Source organism: Pseudoalteromonas sp. HL-AS1 (genome assembly GCF_031198785.1).
Classification (GTDB): Bacteria; Pseudomonadota; Gammaproteobacteria; order Enterobacterales; family Alteromonadaceae; genus Pseudoalteromonas; species Pseudoalteromonas distincta.
This window is the reverse complement of sequence record NZ_CP133569.1, coordinates 21,505-38,819: the sequence shown is the minus strand read 5'-3', so window position 1 is coordinate 38,819 and position 17,315 is coordinate 21,505. Positions and strand designations below refer to the sequence as shown.

Annotated in this window: 21 protein-coding genes; 6 read left to right on the top strand and 15 right to left on the bottom strand. The window is 40.3% G+C overall.

The window, feature by feature from the left end; translation table 11 throughout:
* Positions 1-266: 266 nt before the first annotated feature.
* Complete coding sequence (locus tag RB214_RS00180) at positions 267-812, top strand: gamma carbonic anhydrase family protein (protein ID WP_309167893.1); 546 nt, start codon at positions 267-269, stop codon at positions 810-812.
* Here the strand turns inward: RB214_RS00180 and RB214_RS00175 are convergent.
* Together RB214_RS00175 and aroE are read right to left on the bottom strand one after the other, a co-directional pair.
* Complete coding sequence (locus RB214_RS00175; RefSeq protein ID WP_004335144.1) at positions 804-1,058, bottom strand: DUF1488 family protein; 255 nt, start codon at positions 1,056-1,058, stop codon at positions 804-806. The two genes, RB214_RS00180 and RB214_RS00175, sit on opposite strands and share 9 nt — an antisense overlap.
* Complete coding sequence (gene aroE / locus RB214_RS00170; protein WP_024604902.1) at positions 1,055-1,879, bottom strand: shikimate dehydrogenase; 825 nt, start codon at positions 1,877-1,879, stop codon at positions 1,055-1,057. The genes RB214_RS00175 and aroE overlap by 4 nt, the downstream gene beginning before the upstream one ends.
* 54 nt (positions 1,880-1,933) lie before the next feature.
* Here aroE and RB214_RS00165 point away from each other — a divergent pair, with 54 nt between their 5' ends.
* A complete protein-coding gene (locus RB214_RS00165) occupies positions 1,934-2,371 on the top strand; it encodes a group II truncated hemoglobin (protein ID WP_004335148.1) in 438 nt (145 codons plus the stop codon).
* A 49-nt stretch (positions 2,372-2,420) separates the two neighbouring features.
* Here the strand turns inward: RB214_RS00165 and RB214_RS00160 are convergent, their stop codons facing one another.
* The 7 genes from RB214_RS00160 to RB214_RS00130 all read right to left on the bottom strand — a co-directional run bounded on the left by RB214_RS00160 (position 2,421) and on the right by RB214_RS00130 (position 8,878).
* Complete coding sequence (locus RB214_RS00160) at positions 2,421-3,794, bottom strand: IS4 family transposase (protein WP_024598303.1); 1,374 nt, start codon at positions 3,792-3,794, stop codon at positions 2,421-2,423.
* Between the two features lie 136 nt (positions 3,795-3,930).
* Positions 3,931-4,881, bottom strand: a complete 951-nt coding sequence (gene hemF / locus RB214_RS00155) for an oxygen-dependent coproporphyrinogen oxidase (RefSeq protein WP_024591292.1) — start codon at positions 4,879-4,881, stop codon at positions 3,931-3,933.
* A 1-nt stretch (position 4,882) separates the two neighbouring features.
* Positions 4,883-5,446, bottom strand: coding sequence for an L-threonylcarbamoyladenylate synthase (locus RB214_RS00150; protein ID WP_004335153.1), 564 nt, complete (start codon positions 5,444-5,446; stop codon positions 4,883-4,885).
* A 25-nt stretch (positions 5,447-5,471) separates the two neighbouring features.
* On the bottom strand, positions 5,472-6,047 hold the full coding sequence (locus RB214_RS00145; RefSeq protein ID WP_004335155.1) for a type I DNA topoisomerase: 576 nt from the start codon (positions 6,045-6,047) through the stop codon (positions 5,472-5,474).
* 114 nt (positions 6,048-6,161) lie between these two features.
* Complete coding sequence (locus RB214_RS00140; protein WP_309167892.1) at positions 6,162-6,635, bottom strand: DUF494 family protein; 474 nt, start codon at positions 6,633-6,635, stop codon at positions 6,162-6,164.
* A gap of 1 nt (position 6,636) precedes the next feature.
* Positions 6,637-7,728: a DNA-processing protein DprA gene (gene dprA / locus RB214_RS00135; protein WP_004335159.1), complete on the bottom strand. Its 1,092-nt coding sequence runs from the start codon at positions 7,726-7,728 to the stop codon at positions 6,637-6,639.
* A gap of 31 nt (positions 7,729-7,759) precedes the next feature.
* Positions 7,760-8,878, bottom strand: coding sequence for a LysM peptidoglycan-binding domain-containing protein (locus tag RB214_RS00130; RefSeq protein WP_309167891.1), 1,119 nt, complete (start codon positions 8,876-8,878; stop codon positions 7,760-7,762).
* 118 nt (positions 8,879-8,996) lie between these two features.
* Here RB214_RS00130 and def point away from each other — a divergent pair, with 118 nt between their 5' ends.
* The 4 genes from def (at position 8,997) to trkA (ending at position 13,229) form a co-directional block, all read left to right on the top strand.
* The gene (def, locus tag RB214_RS00125) at positions 8,997-9,503 is read left to right on the top strand and encodes a peptide deformylase (RefSeq protein ID WP_309167890.1); all 507 of its coding nucleotides are present in this window, start codon (positions 8,997-8,999) and stop codon (positions 9,501-9,503) included.
* A 21-nt stretch (positions 9,504-9,524) separates the two neighbouring features.
* Complete coding sequence (fmt, locus tag RB214_RS00120) at positions 9,525-10,478, top strand: methionyl-tRNA formyltransferase (protein WP_024604778.1); 954 nt, start codon at positions 9,525-9,527, stop codon at positions 10,476-10,478.
* Positions 10,471-11,766, top strand: a complete 1,296-nt coding sequence (gene rsmB / locus RB214_RS00115; protein ID WP_004335167.1) for a 16S rRNA (cytosine(967)-C(5))-methyltransferase RsmB — start codon at positions 10,471-10,473, stop codon at positions 11,764-11,766. The genes fmt and rsmB overlap by 8 nt, the downstream gene beginning before the upstream one ends.
* 86 nt (positions 11,767-11,852) lie before the next feature.
* Positions 11,853-13,229, top strand: a complete 1,377-nt coding sequence (trkA, locus tag RB214_RS00110; protein ID WP_004335170.1) for a Trk system potassium transporter TrkA — start codon at positions 11,853-11,855, stop codon at positions 13,227-13,229.
* Positions 13,230-13,296: 67 nt separating this feature from the next.
* Here trkA and RB214_RS00105 read toward each other — a convergent pair whose 3' ends face one another.
* The 6 genes from RB214_RS00105 to RB214_RS00080 all read right to left on the bottom strand — a co-directional run bounded on the left by RB214_RS00105 (position 13,297) and on the right by RB214_RS00080 (position 17,244).
* A complete protein-coding gene (locus RB214_RS00105; protein ID WP_024597191.1) occupies positions 13,297-13,512 on the bottom strand; it encodes an EF-hand domain-containing protein in 216 nt (71 codons plus the stop codon).
* Between the two features lie 277 nt (positions 13,513-13,789).
* Positions 13,790-14,002 (bottom strand): calmodulin, encoded by a 213-nt coding sequence (locus RB214_RS00100; RefSeq protein WP_024604777.1) that lies wholly within the window; start codon positions 14,000-14,002, stop codon positions 13,790-13,792.
* A 139-nt stretch (positions 14,003-14,141) separates the two neighbouring features.
* The gene (locus RB214_RS00095) at positions 14,142-14,354 is read right to left on the bottom strand and encodes an EF-hand domain-containing protein (RefSeq protein ID WP_024604776.1); all 213 of its coding nucleotides are present in this window, start codon (positions 14,352-14,354) and stop codon (positions 14,142-14,144) included.
* Between the two features lie 68 nt (positions 14,355-14,422).
* A complete protein-coding gene (locus RB214_RS00090) occupies positions 14,423-14,635 on the bottom strand; it encodes an EF-hand domain-containing protein (RefSeq protein ID WP_024604775.1) in 213 nt (70 codons plus the stop codon).
* Positions 14,636-15,085: 450 nt separating this feature from the next.
* Positions 15,086-15,748 (bottom strand): flagellar brake protein, encoded by a 663-nt coding sequence (locus tag RB214_RS00085; RefSeq protein ID WP_309167889.1) that lies wholly within the window; start codon positions 15,746-15,748, stop codon positions 15,086-15,088.
* A gap of 44 nt (positions 15,749-15,792) precedes the next feature.
* The gene (locus tag RB214_RS00080; protein WP_004335179.1) at positions 15,793-17,244 is read right to left on the bottom strand and encodes a TrkH family potassium uptake protein; all 1,452 of its coding nucleotides are present in this window, start codon (positions 17,242-17,244) and stop codon (positions 15,793-15,795) included.
* Positions 17,245-17,315 lie beyond the last annotated feature (71 nt).

Genomic DNA, 17,315 nt, shown 5'->3' with positions numbered 1-17,315 from the left:
ACCGAAGTTTTATTTAACTCTCTGAGTAGTTCGTGCCTCGCTATGCGTTGGCCTTTCCCGTCTCAGTGGGGTCGCATTATAGGGAGAACAGATTTTTACGCAAGTACTTTTTTAAAGAAAAAGTAAAAAAAGATACTGTTCGGTCAGTATCTGAACTAAACACCCTAAAACTGATAGTTTTGTAATCAAACAGTGCCTTTTATGGTACAAAAATAACCTTGCTGATACACTCAAAGCTAATAACTATTATCTAAAAGGTACTAAATATGGCAATCCGTTCTTATAAAGGTGTAACTCCTTCGTTTAATTCGTCTGTTTATATTGATGAGTCATCAGTTTTGGTTGGTGATATTACTTTAGGTGATAATAGTAGTGTTTGGCCTTTAGTAGCCGCCCGAGGCGATGTTAACTATATACGTATTGGTAAACGCTCCAATATACAAGATGGCAGTGTATTGCATTTATCTCGTGCAACTAAAAGCAATCCAGCTGGTTATCCACTTATTATAGGTGACGATGTAACTGTAGGTCATAAGGTAATGCTGCACGGATGTATATTAGGAAACCGTATACTTGTAGGTATGGGCGCTATTATTATGGATAACGTAGTTGTTGAAGATGATGTGATTATAGGTGGCGGCTCTTTAGTACCACCAAACAAACGCTTAGAGTCTGGTTACTTATATGTAGGGAGTCCAGCTAAGCAAGCCCGCCCTCTAACGGAGCAAGAACTTGCCTTTTTAAAAATATCTGCAGATAACTATGTATCACTTAAAGATGAATACTTAGCTGAAATGGCTAATTTAAGTTAATAAGCTTACTTCAATTTGGCCTGCCGAGTTATAGCTTTCTTCTTCGATAAGCTCCTCGGCACGTTCTTCATAATCAAAACGATACTTTTCAAAATACTCTGTTGCATGGCTTTCGTCTGTTAATTTAAGTGTATTTACTTCTATTACACACTCCACCAGCATGCCACTAACTTGTGCAAAAAATACTAACTGATGATCGGGCTCTCTAAACTCTAGCCTATCTATAAATTGTATTGCCTGATTCATTTAAGCGTTCCTTGTTTGAGCGCATCAACGACGGGAAGTATTTTTGGCATTTTATTACGCCATACATAATATGCTTGAGCAGCTTGGCCAACTAACATGCCACTGCCATCTAAAAGCTTAGCGTTAATATTATGCTGTGCAACCCAATTCATAAAAATGGTATTTTGCAGTGAATAAAACATGTCATAAGCGACTTCACAGTTAGTTATGTGTTTTTTATCAAGTGCTGGTAGTTCGTTATTCATACTGCTAGAGGTAGAGTTTATTATTAGTGAGTAATCGCTTACTGGTAAATCATCAAAACCAAAGCCAGATACTGGTCCATATTGGGTAAACAGCTCTGCGAGTTCTTTGGCTTTTTGTGCTGTGCGATTAACTATTATTATTTCCTGAGGGTTATGCTCTAACAAAGGTAAAATAACCCCTCGAGCAGCACCGCCCGCACCTATGATTAAAATGCGTTTATTAGTTATGGCTACTTCATTAGCGAGTAAATCATTTACAAAGCCCACACCATCGGTGTTATCACCGAGTAATGAGTCATCATCTCGTTTTTTTAATGTATTAACAGCCCCTACTATTTTGGCTAATGGCGTAAGCTCATCAGCCATTGCATAAGCTTGCTCTTTAAATGGCATTGTAACGTTAGCACCCACACCGCCTTGCTCAAAAAAAGACAATACTGTTTTTTCAAAGTTATCGATAGGTGCTAATATTGCGCGATAGTCGATTTGCTCACCCAGTGATACAGCAAATTGTTTATGTATCGCGGGGGATTTTGAATGTTTAATTGGATTTCCAAAAACCGCATATTTGTCCATTTTAAAGCAACCTCTTTGCAGCTATAACACTGCCTATTAACGATGATAAGTAATATGATTAAACGACTTTTTTCTAAATCTAAGCCGGCTCCCGAGCAACAGGCTCCTACTCCTGAAAAAACACCGTATGAAATAATAGGTGGAGAGAAAGGGGCGCGAGCTATCTCCAATCGATTCTACGACATAATGGAGTCAGATGAATACGCTAAACCGTTATATGATATGCATCCTCTGCCATTAGATCGAATTCGCCAAGTATTTTTTGAATTTTTATCTGGTTGGTTAGGCGGGCCAAACCTATTTACTGAAAAACATGGCCAGCCAATGCTACGTAAAAGACATATGCCTTTTACTGTAGATAAAGCATTGCGCGATCAGTGGATGTACTGCATGAATAAAACGCTGGATATAGAAATAGACAATCCGTTGTTGCGTGAAGGCTTAAAGCAATCATTCTCTCAACTAGCAACGCACATGATCAATCAGCATTAAATTTATATATAGCCATAATGCAAAAAGGCGCTAATTAGCTGTCTCTTGATCACAAGTCTGACTCAAGAGATTTTGCTAAATCGTAGCCTTCCAGGATGGCTTGTAACTTAAGCCATCCTTTCCATAACACTTTCACAGATGCACGCCCTGTGCGCTTGGTATCTTTCCAGCCTCCTAACTTTGCCAGTTCCTGATACGCCCATGACATATTTGGAGCAGTTTCAGGCAATGGTGTTTTTATTCTCTTTAACCACAATAACTTCCATGCTTTGGGAGATAACAGTTGTTCACAACTTGGAGAATCAGGCTGCTCATTGGTGAACTTTAGTTGCAATATTCGCGTCGCAATAAAGCCATTAATCGTCACCAATCTTTCCATGTTATCTTGGCTTTGAAGGCGTAAACTTTCGATATCCGTACCATCACTTTTCCAGACTTTATGGTATTCCTCTACAAGCCAACGGTGCTCATAGTAGGTGATGATAGCTAAGGCGTCTTCTTTGCTGGTGACTGGTTCACTGGTTAATAGGTGCCAGCTTAAGCCGTTCTTAGCGTTTCCTCGCTCTGTACAGCCGACATAGTAAACTGGGAGGGAGTGTCCTTTCTTATTGTAAGGCGCTTTGAGTGTCACTGGCGCATAGGTGATATCCAGTGTTGCGCTTCGGGCTTTTCTTCCTCCTTTTTGTGCAATGTGGATGTGTTTGGTGCCTGCACTCATCAGCTCGCTTGCAAACGCATAGAGCTTATCCTCACCTTCTTCAATATGACGACTTTGCATCGAGCGTACGACGAATCGTTGCTGCTCGGTCAGTTTATACTGCAAGTATTCGTAGATGTCCGCTTCGCGGTCACACACCGATATCACGTTCGCCATTTGTCCTTGCAGCCGCTCTGCCATCGCTCGTGACGCTGACTCCCACTTGTAACTTTCTTTTTCTTCGTAAGAAGTCGTCGCGTGTTTTTCTCTTTTTCCAATCGTGTTGATATCACGACTCCAGCGAGACTGTTCAATTAATCCCACAACTTGCTTTGTGTCTGGCGCAAACAGTAATACGCTATGAGCTAACAAGCCTCGTTGTTTTGCTCCTCGTCCGACATGACCCAAATCATCTCGAATGGAGGAATGCTTATAAATTAGTGTGGTCGTGTCTTCTAATGCGAGCAATAAGTTATGACTTTTTGCTTGTTCAACCGTGGCTTTAAAGCCTGACTCTGCTATAGCCGTTGCGTCAATATTCTCGTTGCGAATAAAGCGGTAGGCACCTTCCATATCGGCGGGGGATTGAGTGATGTTCACAAGTGGTTTTCCTGGTTCATTTGCAAGCGTTGATGCTAACTTTACCAGACGCGCTGTTCTTCTTGGATCACCTAAGTCCGATTTACCGAATTGTTGTTTTGCCCAATGAGTATGTTCGTTAATCATAATGTGCCCTCAAACAAGATTTGAAGATCTGATCATGACATTGAGATTTAGTTCAAAAAAATCCCCGCTAATTTCTTAGCAGGAATTTGTGTATAAGAGACAGCTAATTAGCGCCTTTTTGATTATTGTTTAATTTTTATAATTGCCACTCTCTGGCTATCAGCTCACTTGGTTGACTCGTTAACCACTCTTGCGGGCGTAAGTAATACTGATATAGGTTAGCTTCTGGGCTACTTGGCTCTGGTTTATAGTTATATTCCCAGCGTGCAAGTGGTGGCATAGACATTAATATAGACTCAGTGCGCCCGCCACTTTGTAATCCAAATAAAGTGCCTCTATCCCATACTAAATTAAACTCTACATAACGTCCGCGACGATAAAGCTGAAAATCACGTTGTTGTTCTGTGTATTCATCATTTTTGCGACGTTCTATAATTGGTAAATAGGCATCTAAAAATCCATTACCCACCGATTGCATAAACGCAAAACTCTTTTCAAAACCAAGTTCGTTTAAATCGTCAAAAAACAAACCGCCTACTCCGCGCGTCTCGTCTCTGTGCTTTAAATAAAAATACTCGTCGCACCATGTTTTATATTTTGGATAAACTTCACTACCAAATGGCGCACAAATGTCGTGAGCAACTTGATGCCAATGCTGTACGTCTTCTAATACTGGGTAAAAAGGAGTGAGATCAAACCCGCCACCAAACCACCATATTGGCTCTTCGCCTTCTTTTTCGGCTATAAAAAAGCGCACATTGGCATGACTTGTTGGTACATGAGGGTTTTTAGGATGAATAACTAACGACACACCACATGCATGAAAGCTGCGTCCTGCAAGCTCTGGTCTATGTGCTGTTGCAGAGCCTGGCATTGAAGCGCCAAATACGTGTGAGTAATTAACTCCGCCTTGCTCTATTACAGTGCCATTTGTGGTTACACGTGTACGACCACCACCACCTTCTGCTCGCTGCCAGTTATCTTCTATAAATTTAGCACTGCCATCTGCAGCCTCCAAACCTTGGCAAATAGTGTCTTGCAAAGCCATAAAGTAGGCTTTTACTTGATCTAATAATTCGCTTTGCATATTAACCTCTAAATATTTTGCCAGTCATGGCGTCTTTTATTGTGCTTGGTTGAGTATTACCACCTAACGGCTCGTCAACGTAAAAGCCAACTTGTTCTGCAAATTGCGCTTTGGCTTGCTCAATACTAATTACCGTTTCTTGGCCGGTTAAGTTTGCACTGGTTGATACTAATGGCTTACCAAACTCTTGGCATAAACGCTTTACTGTTGGATGGTTTGTTACTCTTACTGCAATGGTATCAAACTGCCCTGTGAGCCATTTAGGCGTATTTTTAGATGCAGGCATCACCCATGTAATTGCAGCAGGCCAACTCGAAAAAATATCAGCGCGTTTATCCATTGGTATTTTTGCATCATCTACGTATTTTAATAATTGTCCGTAGTTATCAGCGATTAAAATAAGCCCTTTTTCAACCGGGCGCTGCTTAATAGCTAATAGTGCTTCAACGGCTTGTTGATTATCTGGATCACAACCTAAACCATATACAGCTTCTGTTGGGTATAAAATAACTTCGCCTTGCGTTAAGCATGTTATTGCAGTGGGCGTATTTGAAAGGTCTGACAAAGTAGTCTCCAGATATAATTAAACGTTATTCAGTTGGGGTGAGCTTATGCATGCAGCTTTTTTGTGGGCATTGCAATAATATGCCGTTTGCCATATTTCTTTCTATGACGATAGGCCAGTCACATTCAGGACACGGATGTTCAACCGGTTTATTATTAAGCGTGTATTTACAGCTTGGATAACAATCACAAGAATAAAATACTTTACCAAACTTATTACTGCGCGCGACTAAATGACCTTTTTTGCATTTAGGGCAACTAGGCAAAGTATCTTCGCTTTGCTTTTCTTCATTTTCGTTAGCAATGTAATGACACTCTGGATAACCCGTACACCCAATAAACATACCATAGCGGCCATTTTTAACCACCAGCGGTTTGCTACACTCAGGACATGCTGAATCTTCTAATATTTTGATTTCGTTACTGTCGTGATGTGCCAGCGGCCTAATAAAGTCGCATTTGGGATAACTTGCGCATCCTAGAAAAGGGCCTGATTTACTATTGCGGATCACTAACTCTGAACCACACTGTGGGCATATCTCGTATTCTTTTTCGAGGGCGTGCTTGTTCGCCGAGAAAAGCGAATGGTCGATTTTACTCATGGTGATCCTAATAGGTTGGTGAATTTTCGCCTAATATACCCAAACCACTTAAAGATACAAGTAATGCCGTGCTTATCCTTTTAAGTAATTTGAGTACAATTAAGATAATTATCTCTAATGAAGAAGTTCGCTGGGTTCATCAAAAATCAAATCTTCCATTTGCTCATATGCCTCTTCAGAGCCAGGAACGTTAAACAAGATCATAAGTACAATCCACTTTAAGTCTTCTAGGCTTATAGTTGGTTTATCGAGAGAGGCTAAACAGTCCATTACCATTTCACGTGTTACATTGTTAATTACGCCTATTTGTTCAATAAACATTAAAAAGCCACGACACTCAGCGCTGAGCCTTTGGCATTCACTATCGGTAAATATACGCACAGCATCTTTAGGGTTAGCAATAAGATAAGGAGACTCATCGCTGTGTTGTAAATCGGCTAGTTGCTCTAACCAATCAAGAGCTTTAAATATCTCAGGCTTATTAAAGCCCGCACGCAGTAGCTCATCGCTTAACTCATTTTGCTCTGCAAATATATCCGCTTCGCTATGAATGTAATTTTCAAAAAGATACAAAAGAATATCAAACATATTACCTTCCTGCGCTTAACTTGATGTAACCATCTAACACTCGCTCAATCTGATCGTCTAATTCTAAATCGAGCAACCTACTGAGTACTTTATCTATTGGCCACTGCGCACGACGCACAATGTCATCTACACTGGTTACTTCAAAGCCAATACTATTTAAAACCTCACATTGAGAATTGGCTTGAATCGGCTGCTCTTTATTACATACATTATTGTCGTAAGTAAAACTCACCTCATCAAGAATGTCAGCCACGTTTTCTACCAGCTTAGCACCTTGCTTTATTAAAAAGTGACTTGCCTGCGCTAACGGGTTTTTAATAGAACCCGGTACTGCAAATACCTCTTTATTTTGTTCAAGCGCATAGCGTACTGTAATTAACGAACCACTTTTAATTTCAGCCTCAACAATAAGTACTCCTAACGATAACCCAGAAATAATACGATTACGGCGCGGAAAGTTGTGCGCATGAGCAGCTGTGCCTGGTAAAAACTCACTCACCAGCAGGCCGTTTTCTAAAACTTGGTCTGTTAATAGTTTATGGCGTTTGGGGTAGTAAATATCAACCCCAGTACCAAGCACAGCTATGGTTTTACCTGTACCAGCAAGAGAACCTTTGTGTGCTGCACCATCTATTCCCCGCGCCATGCCTGAAGTAACTGTAATACCCGCCAAAGTTAACTCGTATGCAAATTCTGAGGCTATTTCAAGCCCGGTAGGTGTAGCATTACGGCTGCCAACAATTGCAATCTGTGGAGTTGATAATAACGAGACATCTCCCCTGCAAAAGAGTAATAAAGGCGCACTGGCAATCTGCCGGAGATCTTCTGGGTAAAGCGCATCAAAAATACAGACAACAGTAATGTTGTTCAGCGCTATTAATTGCTCATAATGACTGACTTGTTGCCAATTAGTGTTGAGTAAATTACTCGCTTGATTAGCGGTTAACCCAAGCTGTAAAAGCTTGTCATGGGATAAGTCGAATAACGACCCAAGGGAATAGTTTGTAGATAGTGCTAAAAGGGTTTTTATACCCAACCCTTTACACATATAAAAGGCAAGCCAGTGGGCTAGCTTGCCAGATGACTGATCCATGCTCTCTCCTAGAGCACCGACTCGCTACTTCTTAATGAATAACTGCAATATCTCCAATGCGAATTGGGTGCTGGTTTTTAGTTATTAATGCATAACTTACTTTGTCATACACTTTAAAGACAATTAGCTCACCAACTTTTTCTTTAGGCATGGTCCACGTTGTGTTTTGTTCGTCAGACTCATCACCAAATAATTGGCTCACATCAGATAAAAGCTTCTCATATTTACTAGAATCTTCTGGATAACGAGGGCCACGAGGACCATCGATAACCGTTGGCGATTGACGTTCTAGATCTAATACATGACCCGCTTCTATATTTTGTTCACTGCCTAAGTTTAGCACCACAACATCCATTGTGCTGAATTCTCTAACTTCACGTGGTGAAGCAATAATATTACCTGTTACAGGTTCTAAAGGACGGTGTATATCAAAGTACGCAGGGAGCATTTGGCCTTCCATTGCCGGCATTAAAAAATCACCTTGCTGAATTTCTCGTTTAACAGACTCAACACGTAATGACGAAGGCACGCCATTTTTCTCATCGCCCGCTCTAAAAGCACGTGCTATACCCACATAAGATGCACGCGTTGCTAACACTTCACCGGTTAAGTCTGTGTAAAGGTCACCTTTATGATAAATGGCATATGCTTTATGTACTTGTAAGTCGCCTTTGGCATATAAAATGTGGCCTAACGTTTGTGTTTTAGTATTTTCGTTAGCACCTAAAATATAAGGCTTACCTTTAATATCATCACTGTTCATTGCTTGCTCGTAACTGATATAAGGTTTGATCATTTCAAGCGGCAAAGTAGTAATAGCATTACGCCCTTTTGGTGTAATACGACCCTGAGGAGATAGCTTTCTATATCCTTTATTGATCACTAAACGTGGGTTTCCATCAGCATCGTATATCAACGCTAATGCATCACCGGGGTAAATTAGGTGTGGGTTGTCAATTTGTGGATTCATTTGCCAAAGTTCAGGCCATAGCCAAGGCTCATCTAAATAGATGCCAGAAATATCCCAAAGTGTATCGCCTTTTTTTACAACATACTGTTTTGGTGCGTCTTTTTTTATTTTAAGTACATCAGCAACTGCGGGAAACGCGGCGCTTAACGTAAGCATGATTGCAAGTAATGGAGATTTCATCGAGCTTCCTTGTATTGTTTTTTCATTATTATTGCCCAAAACCTGTTAAAGGTGAACGCGAATGGCTAAAATAAGAGCATACAATACCCTAAATTAAGCACAAGTGAAAAAGGTAACTATGGCTAGGTTAGAAGTTTTAAGATTTCCAGATGAACGTTTACGTACCGTAGCAAAAGATGTTGTACAAGTTGACGACACAGTACGCCAAATTGTAAAAGACATGCTAGAGACAATGTACGATGAAAATGGCATTGGTCTTGCGGCCACGCAAGTAGATATTCATCAACGAATCGTTGTTATTGATGTATCAGAAGAGCGCAATGAGCCACTGGTATTAATTAATCCACAAATCATTAAAAAAGACGGCTTTACCGTTAGCGAAGAAGGCTGTTTATCAGTACCTAACTCGTATGCAAAAGTAGATCGCGCAGAAACAGTAACAGTCGCTGCACTTAACGAAAACGGTGAAGAATTTGTACTAGATGCAGATGAATTATTGGCTATTTGTATTCAACATGAACTAGATCACCTTCAAGGTAAGCTATTCATTGATTACTTATCTCCATTAAAACGCCAACGTATTCGTAAAAAGCTTGAAAAAGAAGCCAAGTTTGCAGAACAGTAATAAGCACCTTAGGAAAACTCAGTGACTCAACCATTACGCATTATATTTGCCGGTACGCCAGACTTTGCCGCACGTCATTTACAAGCGCTGATACAAAGCGAACACAAAATAGTGGGTGTATATAGCCAGCCAGATCGCCCTGCAGGTCGTGGTAAAAAATTAAAAGCCAGTGAAGTGAAAGAGCTAGCGCTTGAGCACAACTTACCGGTTTTTCAGCCACAGTCATTAAAAAATGATGAAGCACTAGCTGAGCTAACAAGCTTAAATGCCGACATTATGATTGTTGTAGCATATGGCTTAATTTTACCTAAAGCTATTTTAGAAGCGCCACGTTTAGGTTGTTTAAATGTGCATGGCTCTATATTACCGCGCTGGCGCGGTGCTGCACCTATTCAACGCGCAATTTGGGCAGGTGATGAACAAACCGGCGTAACAATAATGCAAATGGATGAAGGGCTAGATACCGGCGATATGCTACATATAAGCCGCTGCCCTATTAGCACAACAGAAACTAGCGCAAGCTTATATACAAAGCTTGCTGAGCTAGGTCCAGATGCGTTAATTGAAACCATTAATAAATTAGCTAATGGTGAGATCACCCCTGAACCTCAAAACGATGAACTTGCTAACTACGCTAAAAAGCTTTCTAAAGAAGAAGCTGATATCGACTGGTCCATGAGTGCGCTTCAAATCGAGCGAAACATTCGCTCTTTTAACCCGTGGCCAATGTGCTTTACCCAAATGGGTGGGCAAACAGTAAAGATTCATCAAGCGCAGGTTATGCTGCAATCAGGTGATCCTGGGCAAATTTTATCAAGCGACAAAAATGGCGTAGTAGTGGCGTGTGGCGAACACGCTTTATGTATTACGCAATTACAGCCGCAAGGTAAAAAACCAATGGCAATTAACGACTTTTTAAATGGTCGTAGTGACTGGGTTACTCCTGGCACAATATTAGGCGAAAACAATGAGTAATGTTCCAAACGTACGAGCGCTTGCCGCTGAAACTTTATATAACGTAGTTGATAAAGGCGCATCGCTTAATCAAGAACTTCCATTTGCAAGCCAAGGCTTGCCGCCTAAAGATAAAGCGTTGCTACAGCAAATTTGTTATGGCGTTTTACGCTACTTACCGAGCCTTGAAAATTACTGCCAACACTTAGTAGAGCAGCCATTAAAAGGTAAACGTAGAATATTTCAGTTTTTATTATACGTAGGTATTTATCAACTGCAGCATATGCGCGTACCACCTCATGCTGCCATTTCAGAAACGGTTAACGCACTGGCTCAACTACGCGCTTTAGGATTAAAAGGGCTGATAAACGCCATTTTACGTAGCTTTCAGCGTCAACAAGCTGAGCTTGAAGAAAAAGCGAAGCTTATTCCGGTATGTTTATACAACCATCCAAATTGGTTTATTAAACAGGTGCAAACAGCCTACCCAGATAGCTGGGAAGCACTACTTGAAGAAAACCAGCAACAAGCGCCAATGTGGCTTCGTGTCAATCAAGCCCAATTTAGCACGCAAGAATACAGCGACATGCTTAGCGCTAACGATATTGAACACACCTTAAACCCTGATTTTATTGATGGGATTAAACTTGCCAAACCACGTGATGTATTTTCGTTGCCTGAGTTTGATACAGGTGCATGTTCAGTACAAGATGCTGCTGCACAGTTGGCAGCCCGCTTTTTAGAACCTAAAGCAGATGACTATATTTTGGATGCCTGCGCAGCACCTGGCGGTAAAACATGTCATATTTTAGAGCTTGCTGATGCAGATGTACTTGCACTTGATAGCGACTCAACTCGCCTTGAACGTGTTAAGCAAAACTTAACTCGCATTGGCTTAGGTGCAGACCTACAATGTGGCGACGCATCACAACCACATACATGGTGGGATGAAAAATTATTTGATCGTATTTTACTTGATGTGCCTTGTTCGGCCACTGGTGTAATTCGCCGTCACCCTGACATAAAATGGTTACGTCGCGCATCAGACATCGAAGACTTAGCTAAGTTACAAAGCGATATTCTTGATAGCATTTGGCCACTGTTAAAACCAGGTGGCACATTGGTATATGCTACGTGTTCGGTTCTTCCACAAGAAAACCAACAGCAAGTTGCTAAGTTTTTAGCTAATAATGATGATGTAGAACATATACCTCTACACGAAAACGATACCGTAACAACGCCAGGTTTGCAGTTACTGCCCGGTGAAAGTGATGGATTTTATTACGCTAAGCTAGTTAAAAAAGCCTAATAGCCGTACACTAAATAGTTAGCCATTTATGAAACATTAAATGGCTATTTTTTTAATTAAATTATGATCAATACCACGGGTAAATAATGAAAATAATTATACTCGGTGCCGGGCAAGTTGGTGCTACGCTTGCTGAAAACTTAGTTGGCGAACAAAACGAAATTACCGTTGTTGATATAGACGGTAACCGATTACGTGAACTTCAAGATAAGTACGACTTACAAGGGGTTATGGGCCACAGCGCGCATCCTGATGTATTACGCCGTGCAGGTGCTGAAGATGCCGATATGATTATTGCGGTAACCAGTTCAGATGAAGTGAACATGGTTGCATGCCAAGTGGCGTACAGTATTTTTAAAACGCCCACTAAAATTGCCCGCATTCGCTCAGAGCAATATTTAAAATACCGCGAAAAACTATTTCAAAACGATGATTTACCAATCGATCATTACATTGCTCCCGAAGCACTGGTCACTAAGTATATTCGCCGTTTAATTGACTACCCTGGTGCTCTGCAAGTATTGCAGTTTGCTGATGGCATGCTCTCGTTAGTAGCCGTAAAAGCTTACTATGGCGGTTTACTTGTAGGTTATGCGTTATCTGCACTTAAAGAACACATCCCTAATGTAGAGACTCGTGTTGCCGCTATTTATCGTCAAGGTAAAGCAATAAAACCATTGGGTACCACTGTTATTGAAGCAGATGACGAAGTATTCTTTATTGCCGCTACAAAACACATACGCGCAGTAATGAACGAGCTACAAAAACTTGAACGTTCTTACAAAAAAATTATGATAGCTGGTGGCGGTAACATTGGGGCAGGCCTTGCCCGCTCTCTTGAAAAAAACCACACCGTTAAACTAATTGAACGCAGTAAAGAACGTGCCGAGCAACTCTCAGAAATGCTCGATAACACGGTTGTTTTTTGTGGTGACGCATCTGATCAAGAACTGCTCTCAGAAGAGCATATTGAACAAGTAGATGTGTTTATTGCCGTAACCAATGACGATGAAGCAAACATTATGTCAGCCATGCTTGCAAAACGTATGGGCGCACAAAAAACCATGGTGCTTATCCAGCGTGGTGCTTACGTTGATTTGGTACAAGGCGGCGAAATAGATATTGCCATATCCCCACAACAAGCAACAATATCAGCGTTATTAACGCACGTACGCCGTGGTGATATTGTTAATGTGTACTCATTACGCAAAGGTGCAGCAGAAGCAATTGAAGCCGTTGCTCATGGCGATGAAAACACTTCAAAAGTGGTTGGCCGTGCTATTGCCGACATTAAACTCCCTGCGGGTACTACTATTGGCGCAATAGTACGTAACGACGATGTACTGATAGCCCACGATGATACAATTATTATGTCGGGCGATCATGTCATTATGTTTCTAATCGACAAGAAACACATTACCGTTGTAGAAAAGCTATTCCAGGTAAGTGCTATATTCTTATAATTATTTGGCGTAAACGCAAAAAAGCCGCTGACTAAGGCGGCTTTAGTGGAGTATCTTCGAATATTGATTACTGTACCTTTGAAAACTCTTCTTTAGAGATTTCACCATTTCCATCAGTATCTAAATCATCAAAAATCTTTACAAGCTGAGGGTTAACCTTTGCTTCTTCCATTGTAATCGCACCGTCGCCATCTGCATCAAAAGAGGCAAAGTCCACTGCTGCATATGCTGCTGATGAAGATGCTAAAACGATAACTGCAAGTGTTGTATTGAATGTTTTCATAATAATATTCCTAGTAATATGGGAAGTCCTTTTCAAAGATCCCTGACTGTGAAAAATGTTTAATCTGAAAAAGGTTAGTTAACCTGTACTCTGGTTAAGAGATTTACTAACGTATTGAATCATGGTGATATTTAAATTTATTTTCTCTAGCCAGAGATTTTCAGTGAAAACAAGGCGAATTTACGCGTCAATAGCGGGCCTATTGCAAGTAAATTCAACGCAGTTAGCGCTGAAAATAGCTGCTAGAGATAGATTTATTATCCAGAGTTCAGGTTAATTAGTAATTAGCAAACTCTTCTTTAGAAAGCTCGCCGCTACCGTCGGTATCTAGCTCAATAAACTCGGCCATTAAATCTGTATCAACTGCCGCTTCGCTTGGGCTAATTGTGCCGCTACCATCAATATCAAGGCTATCAAAACCTGATGCTGCAAATGCAGCAGAAGAAGACGCTAGTGCTATAAGTGCTAATGCTTTATTTAAATTTTTCATAACTTAATCCTTCAATGTTCTATCAAAAAAATTGCTTCGTTTAACTTAAAACGTAATTTTTCACTTCCTTGTTATCCTCTTTCGTAAGCTCCCTTGCCTACTTAGGTTGTCTTTGGCAACTCAGGATAAATACTTTAAATTAAGCTTCTGAAAATTCTTCTTTTGATAACTCACCATTTTGGTCAGTATCAAGTTCTGAGAACATACTCATTAGCTTTGCATCTACTGATGCCTCTGCTTGGCTAATTGTGCCACTGCCATCTACATCTAATGTATCGAAATCTGTTGCTGCAAACGCGGCTGAAGAAGATGCTAGTGCCACAAGTGCTAATGCTTTATTTAATGTTTTCATAACGTGTATCCTTCAATTTTATGAGTAATGTGGGGCTCTTAGTAGCGTAGCGCCCCAGAGTTTTAAGCTTATACTTGTGAAAACTCTTCTTTAGATAGTTCGCCGTCTTGGTCTGTATCAAGTTCAGAGAACATGCTCATTAATTTTGCGTCTACTGATGCTTCTGCTTGGCTAATAGTGCCACTGCCATCCACATCAAGTGTGTCAAAGTCTGTTGCAGCAAAAGCGGCTGAAGAAGATGCAATAGCGATAAGTGCTAAAGTTTTATTAATGCTTTTCATAATATGTATCCTTCAAATTTATGTGTGCGATTAAGTATTTCACTTTGAATCACGATTTCGTTCAGTACACCTAGGGTATAACAAATTAGATGCCAACATTTAAAAGCTATTAAATTTCAGATAGTTAAATGTAAAATTCATAAAAAGAAGGGATTTTTAAAGTAATTACTGTTGCCTTTTAGCAACGCACTTCAGAGTGGATACATTAAAACTATTAAAAACATATAGTTATGTTTAGATAAAAAGATACATTTTTAAATGTATGGAAATTAAAGAAGGGGATTTATAGAATAATTCAGATAAATTTTAACGAGGTAGATTTAATAACACAAAAAATAATACGTAATGCACTGTTTTATTTAAATAATATATTTAATTATATAAAAACAAAAAATACTTTATAAATACTCACGTAAAACGCCATTTTGTTGCAAATAAGCGAAAAACGATTTATTCAACGGTGGGCTCAAGCGCAGATGGGTCTATAAAATGCTCTTTCATAAAGGTTTTCATTTCATCCTCGCTTGCTAGTAGCTTAATTCCGCAGTGCACGCCTGCGACATGTTCCTTAGCACTGCAAATTTCGCCTTCAAAACTTTTATCGCTGCTATTGAGTATTACTGTGCATTGCATATCTTTAATATTTTCATCTTGCTGATCACCTCTAATATCAAACATTACTCCTGTTAGCGAAATGTCTTTAATGAGGCCTTCAAGTATTCTGTCGTCACTTAGCTTTAGCTTTGCAGGTAATAAGGTAGGTATACGCGTTTGCGAGCGCAGTGCAAATAACTGCACCTGCTTAGGATAGTTAATAAATATAAGCTTAGCCGGGTGAGACGCAACCGACATTATTTGTTGGCGAAACGCTATAACTTGCCCACCACTACCTTCAATTAATGCTCTAACAACAACCATTACACCATCACGTAAATAGTCACTACTAGCAGGTAAACGTCTAGAGTTTGGGTAATTTAAAATAATAAATTTATTTTCAAGCAAACCAACAAACTCGGTTTTTACACGTTTACTGTCGGTTGGGGTTAATATTTCTAAATCGACCAAACCACTTGTAGTTAGTTGATGTAATTTGTCTAGATTTGAAGTTGGCATATCCCTTTCCCACTAACTTGTATATTAAAATTTAAACGACTCGTTTAACCACGCCAAAATGTAGGCGTAAATAGCACTAATAAGGTAAATATTTCTAGGCGACCAAACACCATTGCAATGGTCAGTAACCATTTAGCCCCATCGGTTATAGCACCATAATGCGATGCTACATCTCCTAAACCTGGGCCTAAGTTATTTAAACAAGCAGCAGTGGCTGAGAACGCAGTTATGTTATCCATACCCGTGCCCATAAGCGCTAACATAATAATAATAAATACCAGCGCATAAGCAGAGAAAAAACCCCACACAGCTTCTACTACTTTATCTGGCAACGCCTTACGACCCAGCTTGATTGAATATATAGCACGAGGATGCACTAAACGATTGAGCTCACGCACACCCTGTAAATAAAGTAAGAACACGCGCACTACTTTCATACCACCACCGGTAGAGCCTGCACAGCCACCAATAAAGCTCGAAAATATAAGTAAAATAGGTAAAAACAATGGCCATGTTGAAAAGTTATCCGTAGCAAAGCCTGCTGTTGTACTCATTGAAACAGCTTGAAATAACGCCTGATCGAGGGTTTCATCGCCATTAGCAAATATTTCGTTAGAGGAAAGTACAGTAAAACAAATAACCACCAGGGCTAATTGAATACACAAAAACACCTTAAACTCTGGGTCTCTGATATAAACTTGTATATTACGACTGGCCACTGCGGCGTAATGCAGGGAGAAGTTAACAGCGGCAATAATTAAAAAGAACACACAAATAAAGTTAATTACAGGGCTGTCAAAGTGACCCATGGAGGCGTCGTAAGTAGAAAAACCACCTATCGCCACCGTTGAGAATGCATGACATATCGCATCAAACCACTCCATCCCTGCAGCCCAATAAGCCAGCATACAAGTAATAGTCAACGACACATAAATATACCAAAGGTGCTTTGCAGTATCGGCAATTCGCGGGGTCATTTTAGAATCTTTTACAGGCCCAGGTATTTCAGCGCGGTACAACTGCATACCACCAACACCTAGCATTGGGAGTATAGCAACAGCGAGTACGATTATACCCATACCGCCAAACCACTGGAGTTGCTGGCGATAAAACAATACCGACTTGGGTAAATACTCAATACCGGTAAGTACTGTAGCGCCGGTGGTTGTTAAGCCAGAAAATGCTTCAAATACCGCATCGGCGAGCGATAAATTAGGTTCTTGTAAAAAGATAAGCGGCAAGGACGCAAACGCCCCAAGTACCAGCCAAAACAAAACAACAATTAAAAAGCCTTCACGTGCTTTTAAATCACCGTTTTCATGGCGGTTTGGGTAATAAGCCATCATGCCAATAACAACACTAAAAATAAATGCTAAAACAAAGGGAACACCACCACCGTCTTTGTATATTAAAGACACCAGTGCCGGAGGCACCATGGTAATACTAAACAGCGCAACAAGTTGGCCAAGAATTTTTATGATGGTACGAAATTGCATTTAGCTTGTCGCTTTTATTATTAGTAAATTCAGGCTGAGTAGTATCAACCAAATTAAATAGGGTCAGTATG